This window comes from Arthrobacter ulcerisalmonis, assembly GCF_900609065.1.
Taxonomy (GTDB): domain Bacteria; phylum Actinomycetota; class Actinomycetes; order Actinomycetales; family Micrococcaceae; genus Arthrobacter; species Arthrobacter ulcerisalmonis.
The window spans coordinates 161,038-173,298 of the sequence record NZ_UXAU01000020.1 but is presented as its reverse complement, the minus strand read 5'-3'; the positions used below and the strand labels follow the sequence as shown (position 1 = coordinate 173,298).

Genomic DNA, 12,261 nt, shown 5'->3' with positions numbered 1-12,261 from the left:
CGCCAGCGCTGGGATGCCCTTCCTTTCGTTTGTCCACATACGACATTCCCTGGCTAGCCGCGCTCTGCTGCGGCCCCTACGCTCAACACCATGAGCACCTTTCAAGGCATTCCCGCAGCGGCCTTCGATTTCTACGCCGAACTCCAGGCGAACAACTCCCGTGACTGGTGGGTGGCTAACAACCAGCACTACCAGAGCGATGTCCGCGAGCCATTACTGGCGCTGCTTGCTGAACTGGAGCCGCGATTTGGCCCGGCCAAGGTCTTCAGGCCGCAGCGGGACATGCGGTTTGCCAAGGGTGCGGGCCCCTACAAACCAGCACAAGGCGCCTTCGCTTCGCTGCAGGAGGGAGTGGGCTACTACCTCCACGTCGGCGCCGACGGGCTCAGCGTGGGTGGCGGCTACCGCAGCTACTCGGCAGCCCAGCTGGCCAGATACCGGAACTCCGTGGACGCAACAGCTACGGGCGAGAACCTCCGCCGGATCGTGGCCGGGCTCGAGACTGCCGGCTTTGAGGTGCATGGCGAACAGCTGAAGACCGTACCGCAGGGGTTTCCCCGCGATCATCCCCGCGCCGAGCTGCTGCGCTACAAGACCCTGGCCGCCGGCATGGAACTGGGCCGGCCGGCATGGCTGGCCACCCCTGAGGGCGCGCAGCAGATCGAACTGCTTTGGGATGAACTTCGTCCGCTCGTGGAGTGGGTCGGCAGGCATGCCGCACCCTGATTAGACCGCCAGGCGGTGCTGGAGGTTGCCGAAGAAGACACTCAGCATGAGCTCGAAGGCTTTGGTGGCCGCCTCTGGTTCATTCATCACCACGTAGTCGAACTGCAGCCCGTAGAACGTGGCGGTGAAGAGCCTGGCATCGGTGTCGGCCAACTCCGGGTCCACGCCCTGGACCTGCAGCCAGTCACGGGTTTTGTGATGCAGCAGACGGAAATGGTGCTGTGAGGTTCCGCGGGGGTCAGGAGCCACAATGTCCTGTGCCGTGGCCTCAAACTCCAGGCGGGTCAGCTGCCGATTCCGTTCGGCCATGGTCCACTGCCACGATTCCAGCAGGTAGTTCCGCCATGCTTCCCGGTCAATGTCGCGGACGTCCGTATTGCGGATGGTGTCCAGCCGGGACTCGATGGCCACCACAATGTCGTTGATCAGCTGGTCCCTGGTACCAAAGTGATAGACCAACACGTACGAGCTCACGCCCAGGCCCACGGCGAGGCTCCGGAAGGTCACCCCGGACAGGGATTTGTCCATCAGGTAGTCCTGGATGGCGGCCAGGAGTTCAGCTTTACGTTCGGGACGGGTCAATCGGGCCATAAGAGCAATAGTAGGAGTATTGGCGGCCGGATACGCGACTGCCCGGCCGGAATTACTCCTGGCCGGGCAGTCTGCGTTCCATGCTTTACTCGCTGGCGTCCTGCGGCACCGGCTTCGGCTCCGCGTTGGCACCGTTGACGGCCGCGTTGGCAGCCTTGAAGCGCTCGTTCAGGCGCGAGTGCCGCTGCCCGTAAGCGAAATAGATGACCAGGCCGATCGCCAGCCAGATGGCGAAGAAGATCCAGGTTTCCACGGCAAGGTTGGTCATCAGGTAAAGGCACAGCAGGGCTGAAACCACGGGGACCACCTTTCCGAACGGAACCCGGAAGGACGGCTTAAGGTCAGGGCGCTTGCGACGCAGCACCAGGATGCCCAGGCTCACCACCACAAACGCGGAGAGGGTGCCAATGTTGATCATCTCTTCGAGCAGGTCAACGTTGGTCAGGCCTGCCACCAGGGCCACGGCAGCGCCACAGATGATTTGCAGGCGGGCGGGGGTGGATCGCTTGTCACTGGTCTTGGAGAGGGACCGGGGCAGCAGCCCGTCGCGACTCATGGCCAGGACCACGCGGGAGAGGCCCATCAGCAGCACCATGATCACCGTGGTCAGGCCCACCAGTGAGCCAAACGCAATGACTTTCGCCGCGTTGGTATCGCCGACCGCCTCAAAGGCTGTGGTCAGGGTGGGGCTCTCCGCCTCAGCCAACTGGGTGTAGGACACCATGCCGGTCAAGGCCAGCGAGACCAGGATGTAGAGGACAGTGACGATTGCGAGGCCGCCAAAGATGCCACGCGGCAGGGTTTTCTGCGGGTTCTTGACTTCTTCAGCGGAGGTGGCCACCACGTCGAAACCGATGAAGGCGAAGAACACCAGGGCTGCTCCGGCGAAGACGCCCAGCGTGCCGTACTGCGCCGGGGCAGCGCCGGTCAGGAAGCCGAAGAAGGACTGCTTGAGGACATCCGCTGCGCCTGAACCGGCTGTGGGCTCGGCTGCAGGGATGAACGGGGTGTAGTTCTCGAACTTGACGTAGGTGAAGCCCACCACGATCACGAACAACACCACGGCGATCTTGATCAAGGTGAAGATGTTGCCCACCCGGGCGGAGAGCTTGGTGCCCAGGACCAGCAGCACCGTAAAGATGGCCACAATCAGGAAAGCACCCCAGTAGAGGTCAACCCCACCAATGGAGATCACTGGCGGAACGTCCGCACCGGTCAGGGCAAACACCTTGCTGAGGTAAATACCCCAGTACTTGGCGATCACGGCGGCAGCGGTGAAGAGCTCCAGGATCAGGTTCCAGCCGATGATCCAGGCGAGCAACTCACCCATGGTGGCGTAGGTAAAGACGTAAGCGGAGCCCGCCACCGGGATAGCGGTGGCAAACTCGGCGTAACACATGATGGCCAGCGCACACGTGATGGCAGCAATGGCGAAGGACAACGTCACGGCGGGGCCAGAGAAGTTGGCTGCGGCCTTGGCACCCACGGAGAAGATCCCGGCGCCCACTGCTACGGCGACGCCCATGATCATCAGGTCCCAGGTACTCAGCGAACGTTTAAGCTTGCGTCCGGGTTCATCGGCGTCGGCAATCGACTGCTCAATGGATTTAGTCCGGCGAAGGTTCATGAGGGTCACTATCCTGGTTTGTAGCTGAAACAGACCTATCAACGATAGGTGTCCAGCCAGTGGACGAACACATTCGTCTCAAACTATGAGATGGGTGTTGCCTGGCTCGCCCCTGTGTTGGCAGGGAACTTGCGGGCGCCCATCCGTTGGCAAACCCGCGCTGGCCTGCACAGTCACTAGTGGGCTCAGCTATGGCAAACCCGCGCTGGCCTGCACAGTCACTGCTGGGTGCAATGAGCAGGGACTGCCCCTGCTCACTGACACCCGAGCTCACTGTGCAGGCCGGTACGGGAGACGAGTGAGACCTGGCCACAGGCGGCGCGGCCAGGCATCACCTCATGTCACTGGAGCCAGCTACACCGCCCAACCCACCAGTTACACCGGCCAGTCCATCAGGGTAGAGCGGATCAGGAATCGCTTTCCCTCGGGGGCTTCGACCGAGAATCCGCTCCCCCGCCCCTGCACCACGTCGATGGTGAGGTGCGTGTGGCTCCAGTAATTGAACTGCTCGCGTGACATCCAGAAATCCAGTGCTGGCGTGTCCGGTCCAGCAAAGGATGCGAAGCTGCCCAGCAGGACATCTGAGTCGCCGGTGATGAACTCCCCCGCCGGGAAGCACATGGGCGAAGACCCATCGCAGCAACCGCCTGACTGGTGGAACATCAGCGGTCCGTGGCGTTCCCAGAGCTTCAGCAGCAGCTCAACAGCCGCCGGTGTGAGCGCCACCCGGGAGAAGTCTTCCCCTGGTAGCGTCACGGCGGCGTCCGTGCGTGTAATGGTCATTTCAGCGCCCGCACGGCCTAGAAGAAGCCGAGCTTGTTTTCGTTGTAGCTGACCAGGAGGTTCTTGGTCTGCTGGTAGTGGTCCAGCATCATGGCGTGATTCTCGCGTCCAATGCCTGAGGACTTGTACCCACCAAACGCCGCGCCTGCCGGGTAGGCGTGGTAGTTGTTGACCCAGACACGGCCGGCCTGGATTTCCCGGCCCGCCCGGTAGGCCACGTTGCCGTTACGGGACCAAACGCCGGCGCCGAGCCCGTAGAGGGTGTCGTTGGCGATCTCCATAGCGTCGTTGTAGTCGCTGAACTTGGTCACCGAAACCACCGGACCGAAGATCTCCTCCTGGAAGATCCGCATCTTATTGTGTCCTTCGAAGACGGTGGGCTGGACGTAGTAGCCGCCGGCAAGGTCTCCGGGCAGCTCAGCGCGGGCACCACCAATGAGGACCTTGGCACCCTCCTGCTTGCCGATATCGATGTAGGAGAGGATCTTCTCGAGCTGATCGTTCGAAGCCTGCGCGCCGACCTGCGTTTCGGTGTCCAGCGGGTTGCCCTGGATCATCTTCGCCACCCTGGCTACCGCGTCGGCCATGAAGGAATCGTAGATGTCGTCCTGGACGAGGGCGCGGGACGGGCAGGTGCAGACCTCGCCCTGGTTGAACGCGAACAGAGCGAAGCCTTCCTGGGCTTTGTCGTAGAACGCATCGTCTTCCTGAGCCACGTCGTTGAAGAAGATGTTGGGGCTCTTGCCACCGAGCTCCAACGTGACCGGAATCAGGTTTTGGCTGGCGTACTGGCTGATCAGACGACCGGTGGTGGTTTCACCGGTGAACGCGATCTTGCGGATGCGGGGGCTGGATGCCAGCGGCTTTCCCGCCTCAACACCAAAGCCGTTGACCACGTTCACCACGCCCGCCGGCAGGATGTCGGCGATCAGTTCCATGAGGACCAGAATCGAAGACGGTGTCTGCTCCGCTGGCTTGAGAACCACGGCGTTGCCTGCAGCCAGCGCGGGCGCCAACTTCCAGACGGCCATCAGAATGGGAAAGTTCCACGGAATGATCTGACCGACGACGCCAAGGGGCTCGTGGTAGTGGTAGGCAGTCGTGTCATCGTCCAGCTGCGACAACCGGCCTTCCTGTGCCCGGACGGCCGAGGCGAAGTAGCGGAAGTGGTCTGCGGCCAAGGGAATATCAGCGTTCAGGGTTTCCCGGATCGGCTTGCCGTTGTCCCAGGACTCGGCCACCGCGAGCAGCTCAACGTTCTCGTCAATCCGGTCCGCAATCTTGTTCAAGACAGCTGCACGCTCAGCCACGGAGGCTTTCCCCCACGACGGTGCCGCTTTGTGCGCAGCATCGAGCGCCAACTCAATATCCTCCGCCGTCCCGCGGGCCACCTCGCAGAAAGTCTTCCCCGTCACCGGAGTGATGTTCTCGAAGTACTCGCCCTTGACGGGAGCAACCCACTCCCCACCGATCCAGTTCTCGTAACGATCTTTGAACGTGACCTTCGAACCTTCAGTACCCGGCTGTGCGTAAACAGTCATTGCTAGCTCCTTTGCTTGCGGAGGGCGACCGCCCGGACATGGCAGTCACCGTTGCTGCCAGCGTAGGAGCGCGAAGGTTGCAGGCAGGTTGCAACCTTTACGGTGGCCCGTCAGGCCCGCAGTTCGGTATCGATCCGTTCCAGGTCGGACACCAGGCCGGCGCGCCGCGGTGAGCGGGCTGGGAGGAGGCGGAGCGCCGCACGGCGGACCCCGACGTCGTCCGTTGCCTCAGGCAGTTCGGCGTACCGCAGCAGCGACTCGGCACTGCCGTCCGTGAGGACTGCTTCCCGCAGCTGGGCCGAAACCTTCTCCCGCAGGGACACGACGCCGGGCGCCTCCGAATGCGGCAGGACGGCGCCGCGGTAGATCTTCAAGGCCATCCGATGGGCACCGCGCTGGAGGCAGCTGAGGACCTGGCCGCTGTCCGGGACCAGGTCCACAGGCAGGCGGTACGGCCGGGATGTTGGCACAGCGTCGGCATGGAGCTGCTGGACCACCTTGCGCAGGCGCACCATTTCGGCGCGCAACGTCATGGTGGACCCCTCCCCCGGGTACAGGAGGGCGCTGAGCTCCTCGGCACTCAGCCCGGCCGGATGCGTGCTGAGCAGGGCGAGGATTTCGCTGTGCCGGGCGGATAATGCCACGGTGCGGCCCTCAATGCTGAGCAAGGCCTGGTCCCTGCCCAGCAACTGCAAGCTGTTCCGGTAGAGACTGCCAGGTCCGCCCACCAATTTCGCGGCCGACGTCGACCGGCGCCTGACCGGCTTGCTCGCCAACGCCACGGCCAACTGCAGCCGCTCCACCCGCAACTGGGCCTGCGCGGCTGCCACGGTGGCCTCGACCAGGGAGAGGGTATGCGGCGCTACGGCGGCTTCCTTGCCGGTGATGTCAACGACGCCGAGGACGGCGCCGGAGTCTGGATCGTGGAACGGCACGGCGGTGCAACTCCACGCGTGGACCGCCCGCTGGTAGTGCTCCGCCCCGGCAATCTGGATCCCCCGGCCCAAGGCAAGGGCAGTGCCCGGGGCGCTGGTTCCCACGGTGGCCTCAGACCAGTCCGCGCCGGCAACGAACATCATGCCCTCGGCCTTGCGCTGCAACGCTGGATCGCCTTCCACCCACAGCAACCTGCCCACCTCGTCACCCACCGCGATGAGGAGGCCACTGTCATGGCTGGGTTGAACCAGGAGCCTGTTGATGATGGGCATGATGGCCGCCAACGGGTGCTGCCTGCGATATTGCTCCAGTTCGTCCCGGTCCATGGCCAAAGGCGCAGCCAGGTTGTCTGGATCGGCCCGTAGGCTTGCCGAGCGCTGCCACGAGTCCCGGATCAGGCGACGGAGTCCGGGGATTTCGGGCGTTCCTGCTGCCCAGCCACTTTCCAGGTATTCGTGCCCGGTCAGGGCCGCGCGCTGGCCGGCGGCAGCTCCGGTTGGCTGGCTCACGTTCGTCATCGAACTCCCCGTTGCGGTGGCCGGCATCTGGCTGCCGGCTCGGCCAGTCTAACCCCACTCTCGGTGGGTTGCCTGGGTCCCTGCGATGGCGCCGCCCGGGCATCCGACGGCGTCGTGGTGATCGCATCCTCTTGTCTATCGTGCGCGTCCTCAGCCTCGCGAAATCCGGACCATCTCTTCGCGCGGGACCACCTTGATCCGTTCACGGACTACCTCTCGCCGGTCCGCCGTCCAGTCATTCCCCAACTGCGCTTCGTGGGCGTCGAGCCGGTTCCAGCCAACCCAGGTGGTGTACTCGACGCCCCGCTCTGCCAGCAGATCAAGGATGGCCTGCGGATCCGGGTTTGTGGCTGTGGGCAGCGAAAGCCGGTCCTCCAGCAGGAAGCCGATAGTTTCAAGCGCGTCACCTTTAGTGTGTCCGATCAGGCCCACGGGACCGCGCTTGATCCAGCCCGTGGCGTAGATTCCGGGCACCGGTGCGCCGTCGGCATCGAGGACCCTGCCACCCTCGTTGGGGATGACGCCCTTGGCTGCGTCGTACTCCAGTTCGGCCAGGGCGGAGCCATGATAACCGATGGCCCGGTAGACGGCCTGCACCGGATAATCCACGAACTCGCCCGTTCCCTCCACGTTGCCGGTGCCGTCCAGCCGCATCCGCTCGAACCGGGCCCCCGCTACCGCGCCGTCCGGACCCGCCTCCAGCGCCACCGGGTTGTGCAGGAAATGCAGGTGCAGGCGCCTGGAGGAAGGCGTCTCCGACTCTGCATGATCTTCGACCAGCCAGTTGGTGAGGGTGTTGACCATGGTCTTGATTTGGTTGTTGGTGCGGATCGCTTCATCCGAGGCAGCATCGAATTCGAAGTCCTCCGGGTAAAGCACAATGTCCACGTCTTTCATGTGGCTCAGTTCGCGCAGTTCGAGGGGCGTGAATTTGATCTGCGCCGGACCCCGCCTGCCAAAGACGTGCACGTCGGTGACTGGCGAGGACTTCAGCCCTTCGTAGACGTTATCCGGGATTTCGGTGCTCAGGAGCTCTTCAGGGTGCTTGGCCAACATGCGGGCTACGTCCAGGGCAACGTTGCCGTTGCCAATCACGGCGATTTCCTTGGCGTTCAAGGGCCAGTCCCGCGGGACGTCCGGATGCCCGTCATACCAGGAGACGAAGTCGGCACCGCCAAACGATCCAGGCAGGTCGATGCCGGGAAGGTCCAAGCTGGCGTCCTTAATGGCTCCGGTGGAGAAAATCACCGCATCGTAAAACGCGCGGAAGTCGCTGAGGGTCAGGTCGCGGCCATAAGTGACATTGCCAAGAAACCGGATGTCGCCCCGGTCCAATACCTTGTGCAGGGCGTTGACGATGCCCTTGATCCGGGGATGGTCCGGCGCGACGCCGTAGCGGATGAGCCCGTAAGGCGCGGGATACGCCTCGAACAAATCGATGCTGACCTCGAAATCCCCGTCCTTGACGCCACTGGATTTCGTCAGGATATCCGCCGCATACACGCCAGCGGGGCCGGCGCCCACAATCGCGACACGGAGGGGACGGGTGGCGGCGGAATCGCTGGAGTGAGTCACCGAAAGCCCTTCTGAAGGCGGCTGACGCGCCGCATCGGCGCACAGTTCCCCAAGTCTAGACGAGCCCAAAATCAGGGCAGCTCGTTTGGCCTCGGCGTTTCGGCGGGTGTCAGTTTCCTGGCTCGGCCTTTCGCTCCCGCAGAGGTGGGGCAGGCCATTGGGGTGCTTCCCAGTCTTGGTGTTCGCTCGGGTATGTCCGCCCGGAGGGTGCTATCCAGCCGGGTGGTTCGGTGAGTGTGGCAGGGGTGGGTTTCCAGGCGCTGGCGTGTCTGAGTCGGTGATGTTTGGGGCACGGACTCCCGAGGTTGGTGATTCCGGTAGTTCCGCCCTGGTGCCAGGACAAAATGTGATCTGCCTCGTTGTCGAGAGAGTGATTGCTGCAGCCGGTAAACGGGCATTTACCGTCTCGGAGCCGCAACCAGCTCCGCATTGGTTTGGTCAGCCGGTAATTCGTGCGACCAATTTCCAGGGGTGCCCCGTCCCTGGGATCGGTGAGTACCCGGTAGAAAGACGACGCACCGCCGGCGACGAGATCCCGGGCCATCGACGGCGGAATCGGTCCGTAACCGTCCAGCATGGCCGGCTCATCAGTCAACCCCAGAAGCGCGAAAACCGGCACTGTGACCAGCACGTCGGCTTTGGGCGCCGGGACATCCGCCAACCCGGCAGCCGAAGCGCCGCCAGGGTTGGCCGCGGGCGCCGGGCTACCGGTGCGGAGTGTGGCGGCGGCAAAGAGGTCCACGCGGAGTTGAGTGAGGGTCCGAGCTTCGGCAGGGCCCTGGAGGCCACGGGCTGTTGCGGTGAGGCGGTTCCAGATCGCGGTGGCGGCGTCCGCTGAGAGGTAAGCGGAGAGCCTGGCCATGCCATCCGGTTCAGACGTAAGGTCCAGGCACCGGTCATCAAAGCCTTTGGAGTGGCGTTTTTCGATGCTGTCAGGGTGGTGGCGTTCACGCCAAATCCTGGCCTTCTGCCGGAACCGGTACGCTGGCATCTCCCCGATGGGGCAACCCTTGGCTCGGTGCGGATCCTCAGGGTCCAGGAAGTGGGCTTCGAGCAGGACAGCAGCAGCTGGTGTCAGTGTGCTGGTTTCGTCGATCATGACTTTGGCGTGCCGCCACGACAGCGTTCCGGCCCGCAACGCCGTGAGCGTACGTGGGAGGTTTCTGGCCAGGGTGCAGGAATCTGCCAGAAGGACGGCTCCGGCGCGGTCACCGATCGCCAGCACGCAGCCGATCTCGGCCGCGATGGCCATTTCTCGTGCTTGAACGGGCGTTTCCGGAGGAGCTGCGGCCCGGACACTCTCGGCGTAGGTTGCGACGGCTACGGCTTTTGCGGCCGCGAGCTTGGCCTCGCTCCGGGCAATGGCGGCCAACACATCCAGGCAGCCATCAGCGACGGCGGCCAACGGATCCGGGCACCGTCCGTCCCCTGGATGCCCGTCCCCGGGCGCTCCGTCCCCGAGAGCTCCGTCCCCGAGAGCTGGCTCGGTCATCCCGGCGTAGAGCACGGCCAGAGCAGCATCCATTGCCTCATCAGATCTGGATTCCAATGCGGTGGATGCCGCTTTGCTTGCCATGTTCCCAGTCTAGAAAGGGGGTCTGACATTTTGCCGAGCCGACTGTCGGTATAGCGACGACGAACCAGCTTCTTAAGCTTTACCAGGCTCATGCCTGTCCAACAGAGGCGCCGGCAGTCACCGCCCGTGGATAGCCTGCGGTTCGACAGCGACGCCGGGCAGCCACCGCATGCAGATCCCAGCGGTACGGCATCGACGACGCCCCGAACCTAGCCTTTCGAGGCCAGTGGAACGACTGCGCCTTCCCGGTAGAGCAAGGCCCGCAGTTCCGATTCCGCCGAGTCTGGGCGCTTCGGGTCGATGGTCTCGCCGTGAGAATAGTGGTCCACCAGCCGCGGATCAACGTAGCTCTTCCGGGCGATGCTGGGCGTGTTTCCCAGAACTGATGCAGCGTCGTTCATAGCTGCACTGATGGCGCGCTTTCGCTGCGAAACCTTTGGTTTCGGTCCGGTTCGGGCCAAGCTGCTGGCGGCAGCCACCGTGCCCCGCAGGGTCCGGAAGTCCTTGGCGGTGAAGTCGGCTCCGGTGCGCTCTTTGACATAAGTATTGATGTCGGCGCTGGTCAGCGGGTGCCAGGTCCTGCCGTCTTTAAAGGCGAGCAGCCTCGCGTTGCCACCGCGTTTCTTGAGCTGCCGGATCAAGGTGGCCAGGTCGGCGTCGTCAATTTCCGATTCCCAGTCCTTGCCGCTCTTGGCGGGAAACGCCAGCTGAACCGTGTCCTTCCGGACCCGGGCGTGGGCGCACAGCAGAGTGGCCAGCCCGCGGCTGCCATTTTCGTTCGTGTAGCGTTCGGATCCCACCCGCAAGGAGCCGCTGTCCAGCATCCGGAAGGCTGCCGCCAGCACCCTCTCCCGGCCGAACCCCTCGCCCCGGAGGTCAACGGTAACCAACCGCCGGGCCGCGGGCAGCGACTCGGCAAGTTGCAGGGAACGATCAAACTTCAGCCGATCCTTCCGCTCCCGCCACTGCGGATGATAAATATACTGCCGCCGCCCTACCGCGTCGACGCCGGTGGCCTGGATATGGCCGTTCTCGAACGGAGCAATCCAGACATCAGTCCAGGCCGGCGGAATACCGATCCCCGCCAACCGATCCCGAAGCTCGCCCGCGGGCAACGTGGAACCGTCCAGGTCGCGGTAGCTGAATCCCGATCCGGCAGGCACCCGCCGATATCCACGGCCAGCCGCGTTACTGTGCCGAAGCCTCATCGATCGACCTGCGAAAACGTCATGAAAGCAAGCGTACTGACTATTGGCCGGTTTGGGTGCTGGTTGGAATATCGACCCGCAACCTGTTGTTATGGTGTTCGTGCCTACGCCCCAGAGTTCAGTTCCAACCAGCACGACGCGCAACACGACTCTGGCAGCTGCCCAGAAGGAGTCGACGGCGGGAATCCTCATGGGATTGTCCGCCTACACACTCTGGGGGCTACTGCCGCTCTACTTCATGGCCGTGGCTCCCGCTGGTCCCGTAGAAATTGTGGCTGGCCGCATCCTGTTTTCACTCCTCTTCTGCGCCCTACTGATCACGCTGACCCGGTCGTGGCCAGCCATCCGCACGGCGTTCCGGAACAAAGCCGTCAGCGGCACGTTGGCACTGGCGGCCGTGCTGATCGGCATCAACTGGCTCACTTATACGTACGGCGTCACCTCGGGGCAAGCGGTGGAGGCTTCCCTGGGCTACTTCATCAACCCGCTGGTCTCCGTACTTCTGGGCGTCATCATCCTCAAGGAACGCCTCCGGCCGCTCCAATGGGTAGCCGTGGGAATCAGCTTCGTCGCCGTGGGAATCCTGACCTTCTCGTACGGCAAGCTCCCCTGGATCGCCCTGACGCTGGCCTTCAGCTTCGGCTTCTACGGGTTCCTGAAGAAGCGCGTGGGTCCGCGCGTTGACGCCCTCACCAGCCTGAGCGTGGAGACAGCTGTTTTGGCCCCTTTGGCTGCCATCACCATGATCATTCTCGCAGTCAACGGCACCGCCACCCTGGCTACCAACGGTGCCGGCCACTTCTGGATCCTTGCCGCATCCGGAGTCATCACCGCCGTGCCGCTCCTACTCTTCGGCGCGTCCGCCCGACGGCTCCCCATGACCACCATCGGCCTGCTCCAATACATCGCCCCGTTGCTGCAGTTCATCGTGGCACTGGTGGTGTTCCACGAGGCCATGCCCGCGGAACGGTGGATCGGGTTCTGCGTGGTGTGGTTGGCATTGATCTTACTGACCGTGGACATGGTGCTGGCCGCCCGGCGCAACGCCATCTCCCGCCGCGCTGACGCCGCAGCAGTAGTGGCGTAGCGGCAGTGGTGGCGTAGCGGCAGTGGTGGCGTAGCGGCAGCGGCAGTGGTGGCGTAGCGGCAGCAGCAGTGGTGGCGTAGGCAGGGCGTAGCC

At 63.8% G+C, this 12,261-nt stretch carries 10 protein-coding genes; 2 read left to right on the top strand and 8 right to left on the bottom strand.

Going from position 1 to position 12,261, the window contains the following annotated elements; all coding sequences use genetic code 11:
• The first annotated feature begins 90 nt into the window (after positions 1-90).
• Positions 91-726 carry a DUF2461 domain-containing protein gene (locus PSET11_RS07375; protein WP_124091450.1) on the top strand — a complete coding sequence of 212 codons (636 nt, stop codon included), beginning with the start codon at positions 91-93 and terminating at the stop codon, positions 724-726.
• On the opposite strand, the gene PSET11_RS07370 is transcribed toward PSET11_RS07375, so the two are convergent.
• From PSET11_RS07370 to PSET11_RS07335, 8 genes are all read right to left on the bottom strand, one after another.
• Complete coding sequence (locus PSET11_RS07370; RefSeq protein WP_124091449.1) at positions 727-1,317, bottom strand: TetR/AcrR family transcriptional regulator; 591 nt, start codon at positions 1,315-1,317, stop codon at positions 727-729.
• Positions 1,318-1,402: 85 nt separating this feature from the next.
• On the bottom strand, positions 1,403-2,944 hold the full coding sequence (locus PSET11_RS07365) for an amino acid permease (protein ID WP_124091483.1): 1,542 nt from the start codon (positions 2,942-2,944) through the stop codon (positions 1,403-1,405).
• Between the two features lie 375 nt (positions 2,945-3,319).
• A complete protein-coding gene (locus PSET11_RS07360; RefSeq protein ID WP_124091448.1) occupies positions 3,320-3,727 on the bottom strand; it encodes a DUF779 domain-containing protein in 408 nt (135 codons plus the stop codon).
• Between the two features lie 17 nt (positions 3,728-3,744).
• The gene (exaC, locus tag PSET11_RS07355; RefSeq protein WP_124091447.1) at positions 3,745-5,268 is read right to left on the bottom strand and encodes an acetaldehyde dehydrogenase ExaC; all 1,524 of its coding nucleotides are present in this window, start codon (positions 5,266-5,268) and stop codon (positions 3,745-3,747) included.
• A 110-nt stretch (positions 5,269-5,378) separates the two neighbouring features.
• Positions 5,379-6,722, bottom strand: a complete 1,344-nt coding sequence (locus PSET11_RS07350; RefSeq protein WP_124091446.1) for a GAF domain-containing protein — start codon at positions 6,720-6,722, stop codon at positions 5,379-5,381.
• Positions 6,723-6,872: 150 nt separating this feature from the next.
• A complete protein-coding gene (locus tag PSET11_RS07345; protein WP_124091445.1) occupies positions 6,873-8,297 on the bottom strand; it encodes an FAD-dependent oxidoreductase in 1,425 nt (474 codons plus the stop codon).
• Positions 8,298-8,406: 109 nt separating this feature from the next.
• Positions 8,407-9,873, bottom strand: a complete 1,467-nt coding sequence (locus tag PSET11_RS07340) for an HNH endonuclease signature motif containing protein (protein ID WP_124091444.1) — start codon at positions 9,871-9,873, stop codon at positions 8,407-8,409.
• 209 nt (positions 9,874-10,082) lie between these two features.
• Entirely contained in the window at positions 10,083-11,081 is a 999-nt protein-coding gene (locus PSET11_RS07335; RefSeq protein ID WP_124091443.1) for a DNA topoisomerase IB, read from the bottom strand.
• Between the two features lie 190 nt (positions 11,082-11,271).
• Between PSET11_RS07335 and rarD the strand changes: the two genes are divergently transcribed.
• On the top strand, positions 11,272-12,168 hold the full coding sequence (gene rarD / locus PSET11_RS07330; RefSeq protein ID WP_238989071.1) for an EamA family transporter RarD: 897 nt from the start codon (positions 11,272-11,274) through the stop codon (positions 12,166-12,168).
• The last annotated feature ends 93 nt before the right edge of the window (positions 12,169-12,261 follow it).

What these genes read in the sequence shown, in the direction of transcription:
- PSET11_RS07375 (WP_124091450.1), top strand. Translation starts at nt 91, where the DNA reads ATGAGCACCTTTCAAGGCATTCCCGCAGCGGCCTTCGATTTCTACGCC.
- PSET11_RS07370 (WP_124091449.1), bottom strand. Translation starts at nt 1,317, where the DNA reads ATGGCCCGATTGACCCGTCCCGAACGTAAAGCTGAACTCCTGGCCGCC.
- PSET11_RS07365 (WP_124091483.1), bottom strand. Translation starts at nt 2,944, where the DNA reads ATGAACCTTCGCCGGACTAAATCCATTGAGCAGTCGATTGCCGACGCC.
- PSET11_RS07360 (WP_124091448.1), bottom strand. Translation starts at nt 3,727, where the DNA reads ATGACCATTACACGCACGGACGCCGCCGTGACGCTACCAGGGGAAGAC.
- exaC (WP_124091447.1), bottom strand. Translation starts at nt 5,268, where the DNA reads ATGACTGTTTACGCACAGCCGGGTACTGAAGGTTCGAAGGTCACGTTC.
- PSET11_RS07350 (WP_124091446.1), bottom strand. Translation starts at nt 6,722, where the DNA reads ATGACGAACGTGAGCCAGCCAACCGGAGCTGCCGCCGGCCAGCGCGCG.
- PSET11_RS07340 (WP_124091444.1), bottom strand. Translation starts at nt 9,873, where the DNA reads ATGGCAAGCAAAGCGGCATCCACCGCATTGGAATCCAGATCTGATGAG.
- PSET11_RS07335 (WP_124091443.1), bottom strand. Translation starts at nt 11,081, where the DNA reads ATGAGGCTTCGGCACAGTAACGCGGCTGGCCGTGGATATCGGCGGGTG.
- rarD (WP_238989071.1), top strand. Translation starts at nt 11,272, where the DNA reads ATGGGATTGTCCGCCTACACACTCTGGGGGCTACTGCCGCTCTACTTC.